The sequence below is a fragment of the Microbacterium sp. NPDC087592 genome (assembly GCF_044743585.1).
Taxonomy (GTDB): domain Bacteria; phylum Actinomycetota; class Actinomycetes; order Actinomycetales; family Microbacteriaceae; genus Microbacterium.
This window is the reverse complement of the sequence record NZ_JBIUWT010000001.1, coordinates 1,756,875-1,774,976: the sequence shown is the minus strand read 5'-3', so window position 1 is coordinate 1,774,976 and position 18,102 is coordinate 1,756,875. Positions and strand designations below refer to the sequence as shown.

Here is an 18,102-nt window from a genome sequence, read left to right as displayed (position 1 = left end):
CACTCACAGGGGAAGCAGACGGAAACGGGGCGCCACCCATGCTACGTCCCGGCATCCGCCCGGGGCCGCCGACGCTCGGCGTCCCCCCAGGACGCCCTCCTAGACTGACGCCATGGGACGGGCCGGCACGCGCGCGCCCCGGCGATCGCGCCTGGGCGTCGATCTGGCGATGCTGGCCGTCGTCGGGCTCATGCTGGTCGCCGCACTCGGTGCCGGCGGAGCGACGCTGTACCAGCAGTTCTACGGTCCGTCCGCCTTCGTGGTCCGCTATCTCGACCTGCTCTCCGCCGGTCGGGCCGCCGATGCGCTCCGCATTCCCGGCGTCGCGATCGACCGCGAGACCCTCGAGAAGGCGGGCATCGATCCGTCGGCTTCCGAGGCGATGCTCCGCCGGTCGGCACTCGCACCGCTGACCGATGTGAAGGTCGAGTCGGAGAAGCCCGCAGAAGGCGGCACCGCGGTCACCGTGAGCTACCAGGCGAGCGGCCACACCGGCACCAGCACGTTCCTCATCGAGCAGGACGGCTGGGCGGGCGTGACCCCCAACTGGCGCTTCACCACCAGCCCCCTCGCCGTGATCGACCTCACCGTTCGCGGCGCCGACCAGTTCGCGGTGAACGGCTTCGAGGTCGACCGTCGACAGGTGTCGGCCCTCGGGCCCGAGGCGGGCGCACTCGATCCCCTGCCGCTTCTGGTGTTCACCCCCGGGCTCTACTCGGTCACGGTCGACACCCCGATCGCGACCGCATCCGGGCACGGCGTGCTGGCCGACACGCCCCTGGCCGTCACGCCGCTCGACGTGCAGACCGAACCGACCGAGGAGTTCGTCAAGGTCGTGCAGCAGCAGGTGGAGCAGTTCCTCACCGAGTGCACGACGCAGGAGGTGCTGCAGCCGACCGCCTGCCCGTTCGGACTGCGGGTCACGAACCGGATCACCGCCCCGCCGAAGTGGTCCATCGCGAGCCAGCCTCAGGTCACGGTGATCCCCGACGAGGGCCACTGGCAGATCCCGACCACCGAGGCCGTGGCGCACGTCGACGTCGAGATCCAGTCGCTGTTCGACGGCTCGATCGCACCGCTCTCCGAAGACGTGCCTTTCCAGCTCAACGGCACGATCGTGATCCTGCCGAACGGCTCGGCGTCGATCCGGGTCGGCGCACCGGGCGACGTCCCGGTCGACTGAGGTCCCGGTCGACCGGGTCCCCGTCGACTGAGTCCCTGTCTACTGAGTACGCGCGCGACGGGTCTCAGCGGCCTTCGCGCTCCTCGCGGCGCTGATCACGCTCGGCGAGGGCCGCGAGCTTGGCGTTGTACTCCTCGAGCTCCGCGTCGCCCGTGCGATCCGCGTGCCGGTCCGCCCGACGCTGCAGCTTGGTGTCGCTGCGGCTCCACTGGATGGCGACCGTGATCGCGAGGATCAGCGTCGGGATCTCCCCGATCGACCACGCGATGCCGCCGCCGACGTACTGGTCCTGCAGCGGGTCCACACCCCAGTCGCGGCCCATCGCCCCGAACCAGTCGGCGACCATCAGCCCCTCCTGCATCATGATCGCGATGCCGAAGAACGCATGCATCGCCATGACGGCGATCAGCGTGATCAGGCGTCCGGGATACGGCAGACGGTACGGAACCGGGTCCGCACCGATGAGGCTCATGACGAACAGGTAGCCCGAGATCAGGAAGTGGATGACCATCCACTCGTGACCGAGGTGCTCGAACATCGACCAGCGCACGAGATCGGTGAAGTAGAAGGCCCACAGCGACAGGATGAAGATCGCCGCCGCGACGAACGGATGCGTGACCACGCGGGCGAACGGCGAGTGCACGGCCCACATGATCCACTCGCGGCCGCCACGGGTGCCGTCGTCTCGCTTGTGGATGGCACGCAGCGCGAGGGTGATCGGGGCCCCGGAGACGAGCAACAGCGGGATCGCCATCGACAGCATCATGTGGCCCATCATGTGGATGCTGAACAGGTACTCCTGGTAGGCGTTGATCGGCCCGCCGGTGACCCAGACGAGCAGCAGCGCCCCCAGCACCCAGAAGACCGTGCGATGGATCGGCCAGCGGTCACCACGCCGGTGCAGGCGCCACACGCCGGCCAGGTAGAAGAACAGTCCGAGGCCCGCGGCGATGAGCCAGAGCACGTCGATGTCCCATGCCGTGAACCAGCGTTCGAGGGTGAGCTCGGGCGGCAGTGTCGCCCCGGTCAGGATCTGGGCGGGCGTCTGCAGGAAGGCGGCGGTCTCTCCCGTGGGAGGGGGCGTACGGGCCAGCGCGGCCGCGGCGCCGGAGGCGAGGCCCATCAGCGCGACCTCGCACAGCACGAGCAGCCAGAACCAGCCGGCGGCGCGGGCTCCGGCGAGCTTCGGGATGAGGCGGGCGCGGTACCAGGCGCCGAGCAGGCCCATGCCGCCCAGCAGCGCGACTTTGGCGAGCACGATCCAGCCGTAGGGCGTGGTCCACAGCGCGTTCCAGTCGCCGACGGCGACGATCGATCGCGTGACCCCCGACACGGCGACCACGGCGAAGGCGGCGATCGCGAGCGACGAGTAGCGCCCGACGAGCCTCGCGGTGTCGACGTCGGCACGTCCGCGCAGCAGGATCAGCAGCAGAAGTCCGCCGAGCCAGACGGCGGCGCCGATCGTGTGCAGCAGGATCGAGTTGACGGCCATGTTGTGCCCGGCGAGATCGCCCGCGTGGCCCTGCGTGGCGAGCGGGAGGAAGGATGCCGCGGCCAGCAGCGCCGTGATGAGCGTGGGCGTCCATGAACGCCAGGCGAACGCGAGCACCGTGATGATCGCGCCGAAGAGCGTGGTGATGAGCCAGGACTGGCCGAGCGGCAGCTCCAGCAGGAAGCGGCCCAGCTGTGTGCCGAACTCGCGCTCGATGCTGAGCTTCGGGTTGAAGGCGGCCATGAAGGCGAGGAACCCGGCGAGGCCAGCCGAGATCGTGAACACGGCGGCGCCGACCGAGGCGATGTTCAGCGCGGCGTCGAACGAGCGATCCCCCGCGCGCAGCCCGAACAGCGCCAGCACGAGCGAGCCGAGCATCACGGCGCCGGACATGTTCATCACGAGCTTGGCGATCGGCGTGCCCCAGAGCACGAACGGGCCGGGGTCCTGCAGGAGCGGAGGCTTCGCGCCTCCGCCGACGAGGAGCGCGAGCGTCAGGGCGACCAGCGCCGCGATGAGGAGGATGACGATCCCGGCGACGCGATACGCCGAGATCCGACTCGTCGACTCGCTGCGGGAACTCACCCCTCCAGCCTAGGCGCGCCCGGAGGGAGGAAAGCACGAAGGCCGCCCCCGTCGGAACGGGAGCGGCCTTCGATGAGGTGCGGTCGATTACTTGACGGCAGCCTTGAGCTTGGAGCCAGCGGTCACCTTGACGCGCTTGCCGGCCGGGATCTTGATCTCGGCGCCGGTCTGCGGGTTGCGGCCCGTGCGAGCAGCGGTGTCGACCTGCTCGAAGGAGATCCAGCCCGGGATGGAGACCTTGCTGCCCTTGGCAACAGCGTCGGAGACCGTGGCGAACAGGGAGTCGAGGACACCGGAGACGGTGGCCTGGCTCTGGCCCGTGGCGCTTGCGATGCTCGCGACGAGCTCGGTCTTGGTGATGGACTTGTCAGCCATGTCATCCTCCAGCGACGAGATCCCGTCGCATCGTTGTGGGTATCGGAGCGGATGCTCCTGGTCTAGTGACCGCCTCGAATGTATCAACCACCACCCACATTTCCGCGTCATTTCGCGGGTTTTGGGCAATTACTGGGCGTGTCGCACCACTTTGGCCACTCCAGTCACAGATTCCGGGGTCGTCAGCGAGCCCGGTGCGCGTCGATCACGGCCCTGGCCGTGCGCTCGAACGCCGGGCTGACACGGCCTTCGCCGTCGAGATATCCGCCGACGAGCGCGGCATCGCGCAGCAGCACGAGGGAGGCTGCGACCTCCTCGGGACGCTCGAGATCGGCCGCCTCGGCGACCTGCTGCAGCGTCGAGCGGAACCACTCCCGGTGCTCGTCGATGAGCTGCCGCACGGCCCCACCGGCATCCGGATACTCCGCGGCCGCGTTGATGAAGGGGCAGCCCCGCGTATGGTGTTCGCGGATGTCGGCGGCGATGCCCTGGACGACCGCATCCAGCAGCGCGTCAGGATCGGAGACGGTCGCTCCCGCCTCCGTGAACATCGCGCGGAGCATCTCGTCCTCGTGGCCGAGATAGGCGAGCACGAGGCTCTCCTTGCCGCCGAACTGCTTGTAGAGGGTCGCGCGAGTGACCCCGGCCTCCTCGATCACACGGTCGACGCCGACCGCGTGGATGCCCTGTTCGTAGAAGAGGCGGGTGGCGGCATCGATCAGCCGTGCGCGGGCGGGGCTGGGGCGCTTCGTCGTGGTGTCCATGATCTTCCTCTCATCGTGTCATCCGAACCCCGGCATCCGAATCCGTTTTCCCGGTTTTGGGAATAGGTTGTGGTAGATAGAACGTTCGGTCTACTATCAGCGTAACGCACTTCCGATCAGCGGGAGCCGAACAGAGAGAAGAGATCATGAACACCACCGACAAGACCCCCATCGTCCTGATCCACGGGCTGTGGATGACCCCGACCAGCTGGACCACCTGGGCCGAGCGCTTCCGCGCGCAGGGCCACGAGGTCATCGTCCCGGGATGGCCCGGCATCGACGACCGCTCGGTCGAGGACATCCGCCGCGACCCGTCCGCCCTGAAGGGCATCGGACTGAAGCAGATCGTCGACCACTACGAGCGCATCATCCGCTCGCTGCCCGTGAAGCCGATCGTCATGGGCCACTCCTTCGGCGGGGTCATCACGCAGATGCTGGCCGACCGCAGCGTCGGCGCGGCATACGTGGGCGTCGCCCCGGGACAGACCGCCGGCATCACCACCCTGCCGTTGTCGACGCTCTGGACCGGCACCCCGATCCTCGCGAACCCCTTCGGCCGCAACGGCGCCAAGCCGCTGTCGAAGCGCCACTTCCACTTCACGTTCGGCAACGACCTGAGCCGCGCGGAGTCCGACCGCCTCTGGGAGGAGTCGGCAGTGAACTCCTACAACCGGGTCTTCTTCGAGGGCGTCGCATCCGCGTTCAACGAGAAGGGCGGCGTCACGCACGTCGACTACGCGCGCACCGACCGGGCCCCGCTGTATGTGATCACGGGTGAGATCGACCACGTCGTGCCGCCGGCGATCGGTCGTGCGATCGTGCAGAAGTACCGCTCCACCGGCAGCCCCGCCGTCGTCGAGTACAAGGAGTACCCCGGGCGCACCCACCGCCTGGTCAGCCAGGACGGCTGGGAAGAGATCGCCGATGAGGCCCTCACCTGGGCCGTCGCGCACACCACCGCCGCCGTCGCGTGACGCCGGCTTGCGCCGGGCAGACTCGAAGACACGGAATGGAGGAGATCTCGCGGCATGAAGGAGTGGATACGGCATCCGCTCCTTCATTCCGCGAGATCTCCTTCGCGTTGCGCGGATGGCACGCCGTCATACAACGTGCGCTCCTTGCGCAACGGCCTCCATGATCACCGACTGCACCTCGGGCCAGCGCTCCATCACCTGCTCATAGCTGAAACGCAGCACGCGGTAACCACGGATCAGCAGCTGCGCGTCATGCGCGATGTCCCTGGTCCGTTGCACCCCTGTGTGGGTCGCGCCGTCGAGCTGGATCACCAGCCGGTCACCGATGAGGAGATCGACCCGGCGATCCACGACCCACGCCTGCGGCAGCATCCGGAGCCCCATCCACCGGAGCCGATGGATGACGATGGTCTCCAGCCCGGAGTCCGCGAAGGGGCGCGCCCTCGCGAGAAGCGTTCGGGCGGGCGGCGGAAGCTCGAGGCCTCGGAGCCTCGCGTCGTCTATGAGCCCCTTGTTCATCGCCGACTCCCAGATGACGAGGGCGGTCTCGAACGGCTGGCACTGCGCGATCAGAGCGAGGGCGTTCACGAGTTCGTCGACCGCGGCGTCCGGAGGACGCAGGACCACAGGCTTCGACCAGTGCACGACGACCTGCGACGGCACCCGAATGCGCGCAGAGTTCGGGCGGGCGGCGACGTGGAGCGCCGACTTCGCGGGAACCCAGAGCCCGTACCGCTCCGCCGCCGTCACGCAGCTCAGCACGACTCCGCGGGACACCGCTCCGACCGTCTGCGGATCGGCGTCGGGCAGCGCCACCCACCCCTGGCGCACGGTCGTGATCTCGCCCTGCTCCTTCGACCGCCGCAGCGCGTACTCGCTCACACCGGCTTCTCGAAGCGTGCGCACTCGTGCGACTCCTCCACGACGGCTCAGCTCATCCACGGGATCCATCGAACGATCGTGCCCGCCCGCCTGGCACGGACGTCGCCATGGCACCGGCAAGCGGGCACTGTTCTTCGGTCAGCGATGGCTGTGCAGGACAGCTCCGTGCGGAGCATCCGCTCCCTACGAAAGCGTCCGCTCTCCCGCCGGGCACGTCTGATCTCACGATCTGAAGGAGAAAACACGGAGCGAAGGAGTGGATGCCGTCAGCAGACCTTCAGAGCGTGAGAACTCCTTCAGAGCGCCCGCGCGGCCCGCGCCCGCGCACCGAATGAAGGAGAAGACGCGGAATGAAGGAGTGGATGCTGCCTCGCGTCCTTCAAAGCGCGAGAAGTCCTTCACAACGCGAGGGCGCCCCACGCGAGGGCACCACAACGCAGGGCACCACAACGCAGGACGAAGCGCGGGGCACGCAGAAGGGGCGAGGATCCGAAGATCCTCGCCCCTTCTCAGCTGAGACTTACCAGCTCGACTTGGTGACACCGGGCAGCTCGCCACGGTGTGCCATGTCACGGAAGCGGACACGCGAGATGCCGAACTTCGTGAGGACACCGCGGGGGCGGCCGTCGATGACGTCGCGCGAACGCACGCGAGCCGGCGACGCGTTGCGCGGCAGCTTCTGCAGGCCGACGCGTGCGGCCTCGCGGGCCTCGTCGGTGGCGTTCGGGTCGACCAGGGTCTTCTTCAGCTCGGCGCGACGCTCAGCGTAACGCTCGACGATGACCTTGCGCTGCTCGTTGCGAGCGATCTTGCTCTTCTTAGCCATTGATCAACGCTCCTCTCGGAATTCGACGTGCTGACGGATGACCGGGTCGTACTTCTTGAGCACGAGGCGGTCGGGGGTGTTGCGGCGGTTCTTCTTCGTCACGTACGTGTAACCCGTACCTGCCGTCGAACGCAGCTTGATGATCGGACGAACGTCCTGAGCCTTCTTGGCCATTAGAGCTTCACACCCTTCGCCTGGAGGTCCTTGACCACGTTCTCGATGCCGCGGACGTCGATCACCTTGATGCCCTTGGCGGACACGTTGAGCGTGATCTTACGACCGAGCGACGGAACGAAGTACGTCTTCTTCTGCACGTTCGGGTCGAAGCGGCGCTTCGTCCGGCGGTGCGAGTGCGAGACATTGTGTCCGAAGCCGGGAACAGCTCCGGTCACCTGGCACACTGCTGCCATGATGTGACTCCTTCTATACCGTGAGACCGGACGGCCTCACCCAAGATCCCTTGTCTGCACGCAACCACGACCCGCCGATCTCTCGGCCGCAGAAGGGGAAGCACGCGAACTGCGCACAGGAGTGTGCGCAGACAAAGAGTCAGTTTAGCACGGGCGGAGGGTCGACGAGAGCCGCAGCTTCGGCGGCACCCCGTCCCCAGCGGAACGGCGACACCGTGGGATCACCATCGATCCAGAAGCGCCAAGGGAACGCGTGCGTGCCGGCGACCCCTGCGACACCGACGCGCGGGCCGCTCACCACGTCGTCTCGCTGATCGCCCAGCCACAGCTCGGCGCGGGCCCCGTGCCGCTCCTCCCCCGTGACGGCGTCGATCCCGTCGTGCAGCCGATGCCGCAACCCGACGGCCTGACCGAGGCGTCCCGGCCCGCGGGCGAGGTCGCGAAGGGCGATGCGACCGAGAGGCAGTGCGGCACCCCGCCGCCGAGCGGCGGCATCCGCTCCGGCAACGATCTCGCCCGCGCGCAGCAGCACGCCGTCGCCCTGCCCCTCCGGCCCGCACACGACGTTGACGCACGAGTGGATGCCGTGGCTCAGGTAGACGTACAGGTGCCCGGGCTCGCCCCACATCGTGGCGTTGCGAGCGGTCGGCCCCATCCGCGCATGCGATCCGGGATCCGCGATCTCGCCGGTGCCTCGACCGTGGTACGCCTCGACCTCGGTGATGCGCAGCCGCACCTCGACCAGCTCCGCGTCGTCGGGCCCGACGACGACCGTGCGCAGTTCCGCACCGAGCAGTCGCGGCGCGACGTCGACGGCGGAGCCGCCCAGATCGGCGCGAACGGCACGGCGCAGGGCATCGCGCGTCGACATGTCAGAACCGCGGTGCCGTCTGGCACCAGGAGGCATCGAAGCCGGTGAGGGCGACCATCTCCTTGCCCGACTCCATGTCGATCAGATGCGTCTCGACGTTCTCGGGCAGCGGGAGCAGCATCCCGTCGTAGGGGTTGCTCGCCAGTTCCGGCGCGACGACGACTGCCGCATATTGGCCGCTCGGGGATGCGCACGCCTGCAGGATCGAATCCGCCGAGCTGACCTCGACCAGCGGGGTCGCCGTGCCGTCGTCGTCGACGCGGATCACCGCCTGCCCCACCGGCAGTCCGGCATCGTCGCGCGAGACCACGTGCCGCAGCGTGCCACCGGGGTACGGCGTGATCGAGGAGGCCGTGCCGTAGTCGGGATCGGATGCCGCGAGCGGCTTCTCGGACCCGTCGGCGAGGTTGAGCTCGACCACGGTGGCGTCGAGCCGCTCGACGATCGCGGTGTAGGTACCTCGGGAGATGCCCTGGATGGTCGCGGCGAGACCCAGGGACTGCACGCCCGCATCGCTCGAGCGGTCGACGAGCGAGAGCGCTCCGTCGAAGTCGATGAACAGCACGGCGGCGCTGTCGGGCACGAACTGCCAGACGAAGACGCTCGCCTCCTCGCCCGCGACCTCGATGACCTGGGGGTCGTCCTTGCCGTTCAGCGACTGCGTGACCAGCACGCTCGCTCGCCCTTCGTCGTCGCTGAGCTCGCGGTCGGAGTAGCTGTAGCCGACGAGGCCGCCGCGCTCGGAGACCTGGATCGCGCCGACGTAGCCGTCACCGGGCAGTTTCAGCTCGCGCTGGTTCGCCCCGTCGCGGTCCATCACGAGCAGCCGGGATCCGTCGTCCTCCTCCACCGCGACGACGAGCTGATTCGAGGTCGCGCGGAAGTCGTTGATCTTGTCGTGCTCGTAGACCGCGACCCCGTCGCCCTTGAGGTCGGTGAGGAAGATCTTGTCCTTGCCGTCGACATCGCGGCGCAGGATGAAGATGTGAGATGCCGGGGTCTCGAAGCTCGTCGTCAACGTGGTCGCAGGACCCCCGCCGGCACCGGTGACATCGGCGACACGCACCGTGTACTTCGTGGAGTCATCGAGCGGAACCGTGAAGCGCACACCGACGCCCCGACCCGATGCATCGACAGTGAACGGCACGGCCGGCTCGACGGTGACCTGCTCGGGATCGATGTCCGAGAGCGCCTGGTTCGCCGTGAGGATGACCCGGCTCGCGGACGATTCGATCGCCTGCGCGGTGTCGACCTGCACCTCGCTGATCCGTGGCCCCTGCAGGAGGCTCACGATCCCGAACGCGGTGCCGACGAGCACCAGGATGCCGAGGACCGCGCCGATCGTGAGGAGGAAGCGGCGCGACGTCGCGGGGGTGCGGGCAGGTTCGCGTGCGGACGGCTCGCGGGAATCGGCCGGATCGAACGCCGCATCGCGCGGCTCAGTCTCGGCACCAGTTTCGGCCTCGGCGCCGGCCTCGGCATCGGAAGCGTCAGGGGACGCGACGAAAGGGGCCGCACCCACGACGACGGGCTCCGTGGGGAGAGGAACGGACGGAAGCGCCGTCGCCTCGGCATCTTCCCGCGCAGCAGCCTCGAAGGCGGCCATCTTGCGGGCGGCGGCTTCCTGCTCCGCGACCTCGCGATCGCCCGCCTCACGGACGGCGGCTTCGCGGGCAGCAGCTTCCCGGGCGGCGGCCTCACGAGCAGCAGTCCCGCCCGCATCGTCACGCGGCTGATCGTCGTGCGGTTCGGTCTCATGGTGCGGCGCGGCAGCGCGCTCGATCCGTTCCGCCTCGGCCGCCTCGGCTGCCTCTCTGGCCGCGCGCATCTCCGCACGAGTCTGCGGAACGGCGGGCACCTCGGGGCGATCGTCGTCAGTACTCATACGGATCCCCCGGCTCGTCGATCGCGACGACATCGGTCGGCTCGATACGGAGCTTTCCGTCGGCATCCGCGCGCACGGTCCCGGTGATCTCGACCCACTGTCCGGTCGCGTAGTCATCCGGATCGACGTCGACCGGGAGTGCGGCGGTCTGCGCGTCGATCACGCAGTGCGTGATGACCAGTCGGGTGAGGTTCACGCCGTCGTCTGCCGACGAGTCGGGCGTCACGAATCCCGTGAGGATCACCGGTGCGCCGTCATAGGCGGCGGTGTTCGTGGACGCGGCGAAGACGCTCGCCCAGTCGCCCACCCCGAAGGTCGATGTGTCGGCGACGCCGAGCGCGACCGTGTCCGACCCCGCGAACAGCGCGCTCTGCTCCCCCGCGCGCGACATCGCCAGCTCGACCGACAGCGACGCCGGCGGCAGCACGAGGGCGGCGGCGACGACGCCCGTGGCGATCACACCGCCCGCGACGGCCCCGACACCCGCGAGCGAACGTCGAGGGGAGGCGGTGGGCGAGCCGTGATCCGCATCATCGGCGGCATCCGCGACTTCCGGAGCAGGCCCGTGATCGTGTCCGTGGTCGCCCTCCTCGCCGAGCGGGAGGGTGCACGACCAGATCGCGCCGGCGAGCGTCACGACCGCGGCGGTGCAGGCGAACCACACCGACTCGGGGCTGATGTAGAGGTTGAGGCGCCCGGTGAGTCCGAGGCCGAGCGTGACGACCGAGATCACCGCGGCGAGCCCCACACCCAGCCAACGGGTGCCGAGCGCGCGGGCACGGATGGCGGTCTGCTCAGACAAGGACGTTCACCCCGATCCCGATGGCGAAGGCCGAGGCGAGGACGATTCCCACGATGCCGACGAGGGTGCGGGTGGTGAAAGTGGTGCGCATGAGCGCGAGCATCTTGACGTCGACGAGCGGGCCCACCAGCAGGAAGGCGACGATCGCACCGGACGAGAACGTCGAGGCGAACGACAGCGCGAAGAAGGCGTCGACGTTCGAGCAGATGGCGACGGTCATCGCGAGGATCATCATCGCGACGATCGACAGCACCGGGTTCGACCCGATGGCGAGCAGCCATTCGCGCGGGATGAGCACCTGCACGGCTCCGGCGAGCGCCGAGCCGATCACCAGCGCGGGCATCACGGCACGCAGCTCGACGAGGAACTGCGTCAGGCTGCGGCGCACCGGCGTGCCCGGTTCGTGCGTCACACGGTCACAGGTGTCGACGAAACGCTGCGTGAGCATGCCGTCCGGGTCGGGGTGGCGGCTGTAGATCCAGCCGATCAGGTTCGCGATCAGGTAGCCGCCGACGAGGCGGGCGACCAGGATGCCGCCGTCCCAGCCGAATGCCGCGTGCGTGGTGAGGATCACGATCGGGTTCACGATCGGCGCCGCGATGAGGAAGGTCATCGCCTCGGCCGGAGCGAGCCCGCGCATCATCAGCCCGCGCGCGAAGGGCACGTTGCCGCACTCGCACACCGGGATCAGCATGCCGAGCAGCGACAGCACGGCACGACGGGCCCATGCGCGCCGGGGCAGCCAGCGGTGGATGACGTCGGGCGGCAGCCACACCTGCACCACGATCGACAGCAGCACGCCGAGGATCACGAACGGCAGCGCCTCGATCAGCACGCTCAGCGCGAGGGTGAGGCCGTCTTGCGCGCGGGTCGGGAGAGCTGCGGGGAAGAGCGTCGGCAGGAAGGCGTCGATGAGGAACAGCGCCGCGATGATGACGACGCCGAGACCGACTCCGATCCAGGCCGAGCGCGCGGACGGCGCCGGGCGATGCGTGTGACCGTGACGGGTCGCCGTACCTGCCGAGGGGCTCACGCGTTCGCAGCCCTTTCGGCGTCGCGCTTGTTCGTGCACGGGGTGCACAGCCCGAAGATGTCGACCACGTGCGCGGCATCCGTGAATCCGTGCAGCGCCGCGGTGCGGTGCGCCCACTGCTCGACGTCCTTGGCCTCGATCTCGACGGTCAGCCCGCAGGATCGGCAGATGAGGTGGTGGTGGTGCCCCTGCGTCGTGCAGGCGCGGTACAGCGCCTCACCCTCGGGGCTCTGCAGCGAATCGGCGTCACCAGAGGCGGCGAGGCCGGCGAGCGCGCGGTACACGGTGGCGAGGCCGATGCCCGTGTTGTCGTCTCGCAGTGAGGCGTGCAGGTTCTGCGCGCTCACGAAACCGCGCGCGTCGGCGAGTGCTTCGCGCACGCGTTCGCGCTGCCAGGTGTTCCGCTGAGCCATGAGACGAGTCTAGGCCGCAGGAGTTGGCGAGGGCTGGGAGTGGATGCGCCCGTGCATGACTCAGGCCCGGACGCGCTTCACCCTGGCGCGCGAGCGCTGCACGATCCAGCACACGACGTAGATGGTGAACGACAGGGTCGTGATGTACGGGCTCACGGGCAGCGTGCCGGCGAGGGCGAGCAGGATGCCGCCGACGGCCGAGATGAATCCGAACAGGGCGGACAGCAGTGGCACCGCGATGGGGCCGGCCGTGACCCGCATCGCCGCGGCCGCGGGGGTCACCAGCAGCGCCATCACCAGCAGCGCGCCGATGATGTGCACGCTCACCGCGACGATGAGGCCCAGCAGGACCATGAACATCAGGCTCACGGCACGGGTCGGCACACCGCGCGCCGCGGCCGATTCCGGGTCGAGCGAGTCGAAGCGCAGCGGGTTCCACATCACCAGCAGCCCGATGAGCACGACCATGCTGATGCCGATGAGCCACCCGAGGTCGGGGCTCGACACCGAGACGATCTGCCCGGTCAGCAGGCTGAACCGGTTGGCGCTGCGGCCGTCGTACAGGGAGAGGAACAGGATGCCGAGGCCCAGGCCGAATGGCATCAGCACCCCGACGATCGAGTTGCGGTCCCTCGCCTTGGCCCCGAGGATGCCGATCAGGATCGCCGCGACGAGGGCGCCCGCCAACGACCCGAACACGACGCTGCCGCCGAACAGCAGGGCGGCGGCGGCACCCGCGAACGACAGCTCGCTCACACCGTGCACCGCGAACGCGAGGTCGCGCTGCATCACGAAGACGCCGATCAGTCCGCCGACGATGCCGAGGACGGCGCCCGCGATGATCGAGTTCGACAGCAGTGCGACGAGCTCGCCGTAGTCCTGGAACGAGAAGACGTCGCTCCAGTCGACCAGGGGCCTCATGCCGCTCCTCCATGCTCGTGGTCGCCGTGGTCGTGGTGCGGCTCGGCATCCGGAACACCGACGACGACCAGCCGGTCACCCGCGCGGAGCACGAACACCGGAGTGCCGTAGAGATCGCTGAGCACGCGGGTCTGCAGCACCTCGTCGGGAGTGCCCAGGAGGAACCGGCCGCCCGCGATGTAGAGGATGCGGTCGACGCGACCGAGGATCGGGTTGATGTCGTGCGTGACGAACAGCACCGCGGCCTCGCGCTCACGGCGCTGGCGGTCGATGATGTCGGTCACGGCCAGCTGGTTGGCCAGGTCGAGGTTCGACAGCGGCTCGTCGCACAGCAGCAGCGCCGGCTCGTCGGCGAGGGCCTGACCGACCCGCAGCCGCTGCTGCTCGCCACCCGAGAGCAGGCCGACGCGACGATCGGCGAAGTGCGAGGCCCCGACGGACTCGAGCAGACGGTCGACCTTGGCGCGGTCGCCGCGATGCGGGATCGGGAACCCGAACCGGCTTCCGCTGACGCCGAGCCCCACCAGGTCACGGGCTCGCATGCTGGTGTCGGGGGCGAGGTTGCGCTGCTGCGGGATGTACCCGATGCGCGAGTTGCCGCGGTGCACGGGCTCCCCCGCGACGCGGATCGACCCTGAAGACAGCGGCTGCAGACCGAGGATGCTGCGCAGCAGCGTGGTCTTGCCCGACCCGGACGGGCCGAGCACCGCGATGAACTCGCCGGGCTGCACCGTCAGGTCGAGCCCTGACCAGAGTTCGCGATCTCCGCGCTGGAGCGCGGCGTCGGTGATCTCGAGGACCGGAGCGCCGCCGCTCACGGCTGGACAGCGGCGGCGAGGCTCTTGATCGCGTCACTCATCCACTCAGAGTACGACGATCCGTCCTCGAGCAGCTCCGTGAACGCGACGACGGGGATGCCGGCGTCCTTCGCGGCCGCCTCGACGCGCTCGGTCTCCGCGCCACCGGTCTGCGCGTTGGTCAGCAGCGCCGTGGCCTCGCCGCCGTCGATGACCTTGAGCGCCTCGAGCAGCACGGCGGGCGCGACATCGGTGCCCTCCTCGACCGACTCGGCGAACCCTTCGGGCGTGACGTCGGTGAGGCCGGCCGCGGCAGCGAGGTAACCGGGCAGAGGTTCGGTCATGAAGACCGTCGCCCCGGCGGCATCCGTCTTGATGGTCTCGAGGTCGGCCTCGAAGCCCTCCAGGTCGGCGACGATCTCGTCGGCGTTGGCCGCGAACTCCTTCGCCCCGTCGGGGTCGAGCTCGGCCAGCTCGTCGGAGATCGCCTCGACGACATGGATCATCGTGTGCGGGTCGAACCAGACGTGCTCGTTGAAGCCCTCGATGTGGTTGTGGCCCTCGTGACCCTCTTCGCCTTCGGCGTGATCGTGGTCGTGGGACTCGTCGTCGGCGTGGTCGTGCTCGGCCTCGTCGTGGCCTTCATTGCCGGGGAAGTCGTGCGAGAACTCGACCGCCGTGACGACGTGCGGGTCCTTCGCGTCCTCGAGCAGCGTGTCGACGAAGGCGTCGTAGCCGCCGCCGTTCTCGATCACCAGGTCGGCCTTCTGCACGGTGAGGCGGTCGCGCGCGGTCGCCTCGTAGGAGTGCGGGTCCTGCGAGGCCGAGGTGATGAGCGACTCGACCTCGACGCGGTCGCCGCCGATCTGCGCGGCAATGTCGCCATAGACGTTGGTGCTCGCGACGACCGTGATGGTGCCGCCGTCGCCCTCTCCCGCTGCCGGGGTGGAGCATCCGGCCAGCGTGAGTGCGGCGACGGATGCGAGGGCGAGGGCGACGACGGGCTTCTTCATGCCTTCACTCTAAACGCTAATGAGAACCATTATCAAGTTGAGCGGGATGCCGCGTCCGGGGCTCGACGCCGCGGGCTCACTTATGACCCGTCGACTACACCTGATCCAGTTGGGCCATTGTTGATCCAGACGAACGCTGGAATCGCCGCCATGGCCCGGCTAACCGGATCGTCAAACTATGTGATCCGGTGCGGCACCCTTGTTCTCCATTGCGCTCTTCCCCATCGTCAGGCCGCGCCATTGGAGCGCGTCTCTGTAAACTGCGATGCTCCCAGAGCTGCGGCCACGCCCCTCAAATAACTGCAGCCGCACCCTAACGAGCGCTCCGCTAGGACTTCTCTTCAGTACCGGAGTCCCAGCGACTCCAGGGCCACCTTTGTCGTTTGCTTTCATCAACGTGCCGTGTTTCCTCGCCAACGGTCGCGGGGAAGAACATCTCGCGTACGCGATCCCAGTCCCCGCCGCGCCATGCATCGAACAGGTCCAGCGCAGAGACGACAGGGTGCTCAAGCGACCGGAAGAACTCCGGTCGGGTATACACCTTTCGGTCTCGCTGCGTCGGCGGGATCCGCAGGCCGTGGCTGACTACGAGCGCACCGCTCTCTACGGGCTCGCGCCTAGCCGCAGCCCACGCATCAAGGTGCTTCCGTAGTTGGCCGTACAAATCCTCGCCGGCGGCTCCCCCCGCCGACTTCACTTCCACCAGACGGCGACGTCCTTGCCACACCGTCAGCAAGTCAGCGGACTGCGTTCCGATGAGCTTGTCAAGTTCCGTGACCTTCACCCCTGCGTCACGCAGCACTCGTGCGACGCCTGTCTCCAAGTCCGTTCCCCGGCTGTACAGCAGCAGCTCGCGAACCTCCGATGCGTCTGCTGTCGCTTCAGCCTGCTCGGCGTCGAGGACAGCACGCGCGGTGGCATACTCGGCATCCAGTTCGGAGATCTTCGCGGCGCACACGAGCTCCCGCGTCGTTCGCAGGGCGTCGGGAACTGCTTCCTCCGGCCGAAACCGTTGAACCGCCTGGATGTTTAGCGCAGGTAGCGCCTTGTCTCGTACCCACTCGGCAATCACCACCCACTCGACGTCGGCCGGAACGATGTAGCGTCGCTCGACCTCGTTGGGCGACACCCATGCGGCGACCACAGGCTCCCCTAGAGCAGTGACGAGGATGGGTTCAAGGTAACCCGCCGGCGAGTAATCCTGCATACCGTACTGCGTGTGCTCCTCTCGTCCGTGGAGTTCGAGAATGCGCCAGTCGAGCTCATAGTTGAGGAGTCGTAACGCGAGGTCCCTGTCAGCAGCGGTCATCCCGCCTGCCGGCCGGATGCGGCTTCTAGCGCCCAGTGGTCGAGAAAGAATCTGCGTATCCCACGCGTCAACGTACTCGGCGCCGCCCGCGCTGAAGATGTTGACCACGTCGTCGCCATCGGACTCGTCGCTACCGCGCATCGAGCTGACCACGAGTGCGATCTCGCCTCGCTGCCTCGCCCCTTCAATGAAGCGTTCAAGCTGGTTGAGATTCGGGTCTGGGAACACGCGGGGTTCGAAGGCGACAACGCACTCGGAGGCGTCGTCGTCTTCCCAGTGCGGAGCCAACCCCATCTCGTCCCAGGGGATCGTGTTGGATGCGACTGACGGCCGTCGACGCGGGTTGAGGCGTCGCGCTACTCGCGCGACTGCCGATGTCGGCACATCCGACTCGTAAGCGTCCCACTCATGCGGTGATGACGTGCCGATATGTATGGGAATGCTCACCTGGATATTCAAGCGCACGCGCTGGCTGAGCCGCTCGTTCCGAACGATGCGCCCGCTGGCGCCTTTGCAACGCGCTCCGTTCACGCGCCGGCATAGTGGTGCGCACTCGCTCGTCGACACTACGGGCATGCGGTGACCGTCGTCTCATCCTGTCAATACGCTGGCACCAGCGAGGTCCGGCTGAAGGCGACCGCGCGGATTCCCGGCTCGACCAGGTGCCCCGCTTGCCTGAGCTGAGAACTCGATCTCGGACATGGACAGCGCCCGCCCTGCTCCAGAGGCCACTCACCCGGTCGTGCGCCTCGCTGAGATCGAGTGCTGTGCAGGGCGCTCAACCGTTCCTGGCCGCATATCCAGGTCTATGGAGGGGCTGAACCCTTCGCCGCGGAAGCGCTACGCCTCAGACGCAGGGATCCCTCTGAGCGACCGGCGGGGCGAGACCGGTACCCACCGACCAGTCCAGAACGGCTTCACCAGCGGTGGCGTCGGTCAACACCACCTCGTACCATTCGCTGTAGTCAGTGTCACCGGGTAGTCGGTTACTGAACACGAGAGACTCCCCCACGTCGAGGAGCGCCTCACATTCGCCTTCATCTGTAGACGCGCGGATTCGCGCGAACGTGCTGAACACGTTTCCTGTGGAGACACGTAGGCCCGAATCGCTGACGACACTGGATGATCCTTCCGCAAGCACCACGGTGCCCTGCTCGACGCGCTGCGTCTGTGAGGGTGCACTCTCTAGCACCTGCGGAGTCGTGGCGGGCGATGCGCTCGGATTTAGGGGATCTGAACGGGGCGATTCCGAGTCATCCGAAGCTGTCGTATTGACGCAAGAGCGGTTGAGGGCGCATAACGGCCTCCAATCGCCGACGCCAGTCCAACCGATGATGACGGCAACGACTGCGCCAATGGCTGCGACAGCGAGTATGCTGCCGACAGCACGAACGCGCCCCTTGCCTCTGCGGGTCGCATCGCGGTCACCTCGCGAGCGGGAAGGGCGTGGGTCCACAGCCCTATCATGACGCACAGACAGAATGCTCCAGGGGCGCGGACGACCTCTGGGCGAAAGTTCCCCGGCACCGTGCACTGCGGCGCTGGCGTGCGCAGATGATGGCTGACG

The 18,102-nt window shown here is 68.1% G+C and carries 18 protein-coding genes; 2 read left to right on the top strand and 16 right to left on the bottom strand.

Annotated features, from left to right (window positions below; translation table 11 throughout):
* Positions 1 to 112: 112 nt before the first annotated feature.
* Positions 113 to 1,183: a hypothetical protein gene (locus tag ACIOTO_RS08460; RefSeq protein ID WP_400857422.1), complete on the top strand. Its 1,071-nt coding sequence runs from the start codon at positions 113 to 115 to the stop codon at positions 1,181 to 1,183.
* 64 nt (positions 1,184 to 1,247) lie between these two features.
* On the opposite strand, the gene ACIOTO_RS08455 is transcribed toward ACIOTO_RS08460, so the two are convergent.
* The 3 genes from ACIOTO_RS08455 to ACIOTO_RS08445 form a co-directional block, all read right to left on the bottom strand.
* On the bottom strand, positions 1,248 to 3,260 hold the full coding sequence (locus tag ACIOTO_RS08455; protein WP_400857421.1) for a cytochrome c oxidase assembly protein: 2,013 nt from the start codon (positions 3,258 to 3,260) through the stop codon (positions 1,248 to 1,250).
* Positions 3,261 to 3,347: 87 nt separating this feature from the next.
* Positions 3,348 to 3,635 carry an HU family DNA-binding protein gene (locus tag ACIOTO_RS08450; protein ID WP_017203554.1) on the bottom strand — a complete coding sequence of 96 codons (288 nt, stop codon included), beginning with the start codon at positions 3,633 to 3,635 and terminating at the stop codon, positions 3,348 to 3,350.
* A gap of 182 nt (positions 3,636 to 3,817) precedes the next feature.
* Entirely contained in the window at positions 3,818 to 4,399 is a 582-nt protein-coding gene (locus tag ACIOTO_RS08445; RefSeq protein WP_400857420.1) for a TetR/AcrR family transcriptional regulator, read from the bottom strand.
* Positions 4,400 to 4,545: 146 nt separating this feature from the next.
* Here ACIOTO_RS08445 and ACIOTO_RS08440 point away from each other — a divergent pair, with 146 nt between their 5' ends.
* Positions 4,546 to 5,373 carry an alpha/beta hydrolase gene (locus ACIOTO_RS08440; protein ID WP_400857419.1) on the top strand — a complete coding sequence of 276 codons (828 nt, stop codon included), beginning with the start codon at positions 4,546 to 4,548 and terminating at the stop codon, positions 5,371 to 5,373.
* 126 nt (positions 5,374 to 5,499) lie between these two features.
* Here the strand turns inward: ACIOTO_RS08440 and ACIOTO_RS08435 are convergent, their stop codons facing one another.
* The 13 genes from ACIOTO_RS08435 to ACIOTO_RS08375 all read right to left on the bottom strand — a co-directional run bounded on the left by ACIOTO_RS08435 (position 5,500) and on the right by ACIOTO_RS08375 (position 16,823).
* A complete protein-coding gene (locus ACIOTO_RS08435; protein ID WP_400857418.1) occupies positions 5,500 to 6,324 on the bottom strand; it encodes a DUF559 domain-containing protein in 825 nt (274 codons plus the stop codon).
* 451 nt (positions 6,325 to 6,775) lie between these two features.
* Positions 6,776 to 7,081, bottom strand: a complete 306-nt coding sequence (gene rpsN / locus ACIOTO_RS08430; RefSeq protein ID WP_017829734.1) for a 30S ribosomal protein S14 — start codon at positions 7,079 to 7,081, stop codon at positions 6,776 to 6,778.
* A 3-nt stretch (positions 7,082 to 7,084) separates the two neighbouring features.
* Positions 7,085 to 7,255, bottom strand: coding sequence for a 50S ribosomal protein L33 (gene rpmG / locus ACIOTO_RS08425; RefSeq protein ID WP_017203558.1), 171 nt, complete (start codon positions 7,253 to 7,255; stop codon positions 7,085 to 7,087).
* The gene (gene rpmB, locus ACIOTO_RS08420) at positions 7,255 to 7,491 is read right to left on the bottom strand and encodes a 50S ribosomal protein L28 (RefSeq protein WP_017203559.1); all 237 of its coding nucleotides are present in this window, start codon (positions 7,489 to 7,491) and stop codon (positions 7,255 to 7,257) included. Before rpmB ends, rpmG begins: the two co-directional genes overlap by 1 nt.
* 139 nt (positions 7,492 to 7,630) lie before the next feature.
* Complete coding sequence (locus tag ACIOTO_RS08415) at positions 7,631 to 8,362, bottom strand: DNA-3-methyladenine glycosylase (RefSeq protein WP_400857417.1); 732 nt, start codon at positions 8,360 to 8,362, stop codon at positions 7,631 to 7,633.
* 1 nt (position 8,363) lies between these two features.
* Complete coding sequence (locus ACIOTO_RS08410; protein ID WP_400857415.1) at positions 8,364 to 10,247, bottom strand: hypothetical protein; 1,884 nt, start codon at positions 10,245 to 10,247, stop codon at positions 8,364 to 8,366.
* Complete coding sequence (locus ACIOTO_RS08405; protein WP_400857414.1) at positions 10,237 to 11,049, bottom strand: TIGR03943 family putative permease subunit; 813 nt, start codon at positions 11,047 to 11,049, stop codon at positions 10,237 to 10,239. The genes ACIOTO_RS08410 and ACIOTO_RS08405 overlap by 11 nt, the downstream gene beginning before the upstream one ends.
* On the bottom strand, positions 11,042 to 12,082 hold the full coding sequence (locus ACIOTO_RS08400) for a permease (protein WP_091032167.1): 1,041 nt from the start codon (positions 12,080 to 12,082) through the stop codon (positions 11,042 to 11,044). Before ACIOTO_RS08400 ends, ACIOTO_RS08405 begins: the two co-directional genes overlap by 8 nt.
* Entirely contained in the window at positions 12,079 to 12,495 is a 417-nt protein-coding gene (locus tag ACIOTO_RS08395) for a Fur family transcriptional regulator (RefSeq protein ID WP_029264380.1), read from the bottom strand. Before ACIOTO_RS08395 ends, ACIOTO_RS08400 begins: the two co-directional genes overlap by 4 nt.
* Before the next feature lie 60 nt (positions 12,496 to 12,555).
* The gene (locus ACIOTO_RS08390; protein ID WP_167632758.1) at positions 12,556 to 13,416 is read right to left on the bottom strand and encodes a metal ABC transporter permease; all 861 of its coding nucleotides are present in this window, start codon (positions 13,414 to 13,416) and stop codon (positions 12,556 to 12,558) included.
* A complete protein-coding gene (locus tag ACIOTO_RS08385; RefSeq protein WP_091032175.1) occupies positions 13,413 to 14,234 on the bottom strand; it encodes a metal ABC transporter ATP-binding protein in 822 nt (273 codons plus the stop codon). Before ACIOTO_RS08385 ends, ACIOTO_RS08390 begins: the two co-directional genes overlap by 4 nt.
* Complete coding sequence (locus ACIOTO_RS08380) at positions 14,231 to 15,226, bottom strand: metal ABC transporter solute-binding protein, Zn/Mn family (protein WP_167632759.1); 996 nt, start codon at positions 15,224 to 15,226, stop codon at positions 14,231 to 14,233. Before ACIOTO_RS08380 ends, ACIOTO_RS08385 begins: the two co-directional genes overlap by 4 nt.
* 328 nt (positions 15,227 to 15,554) lie before the next feature.
* Positions 15,555 to 16,823: a hypothetical protein gene (locus ACIOTO_RS08375; RefSeq protein ID WP_400857412.1), complete on the bottom strand. Its 1,269-nt coding sequence runs from the start codon at positions 16,821 to 16,823 to the stop codon at positions 15,555 to 15,557.
* Positions 16,824 to 18,102 lie beyond the last annotated feature (1,279 nt).

Bases quoted from the DNA above. Each gene is read 5' to 3' on its own strand.
- ACIOTO_RS08460 (WP_400857422.1), top strand. From the start codon at position 113: ATGGGACGGGCCGGCACGCGCGCGCCCCGGCGATCGCGCCTGGGCGTC.
- ACIOTO_RS08450 (WP_017203554.1), bottom strand. From the start codon at position 3,635: ATGGCTGACAAGTCCATCACCAAGACCGAGCTCGTCGCGAGCATCGCA.
- ACIOTO_RS08445 (WP_400857420.1), bottom strand. From the start codon at position 4,399: ATGGACACCACGACGAAGCGCCCCAGCCCCGCCCGCGCACGGCTGATC.
- ACIOTO_RS08440 (WP_400857419.1), top strand. From the start codon at position 4,546: ATGAACACCACCGACAAGACCCCCATCGTCCTGATCCACGGGCTGTGG.
- ACIOTO_RS08435 (WP_400857418.1), bottom strand. From the start codon at position 6,324: ATGGATCCCGTGGATGAGCTGAGCCGTCGTGGAGGAGTCGCACGAGTG.
- rpsN (WP_017829734.1), bottom strand. From the start codon at position 7,081: ATGGCTAAGAAGAGCAAGATCGCTCGCAACGAGCAGCGCAAGGTCATC.
- rpmG (WP_017203558.1), bottom strand. From the start codon at position 7,255: ATGGCCAAGAAGGCTCAGGACGTTCGTCCGATCATCAAGCTGCGTTCG.
- rpmB (WP_017203559.1), bottom strand. From the start codon at position 7,491: ATGGCAGCAGTGTGCCAGGTGACCGGAGCTGTTCCCGGCTTCGGACAC.
- ACIOTO_RS08415 (WP_400857417.1), bottom strand. From the start codon at position 8,362: ATGTCGACGCGCGATGCCCTGCGCCGTGCCGTTCGCGCCGATCTGGGC.
- ACIOTO_RS08410 (WP_400857415.1), bottom strand. From the start codon at position 10,247: ATGAGTACTGACGACGATCGCCCCGAGGTGCCCGCCGTTCCGCAGACT.
- ACIOTO_RS08395 (WP_029264380.1), bottom strand. From the start codon at position 12,495: ATGGCTCAGCGGAACACCTGGCAGCGCGAACGCGTGCGCGAAGCACTC.
- ACIOTO_RS08390 (WP_167632758.1), bottom strand. From the start codon at position 13,416: ATGAGGCCCCTGGTCGACTGGAGCGACGTCTTCTCGTTCCAGGACTAC.
- ACIOTO_RS08380 (WP_167632759.1), bottom strand. From the start codon at position 15,226: ATGAAGAAGCCCGTCGTCGCCCTCGCCCTCGCATCCGTCGCCGCACTC.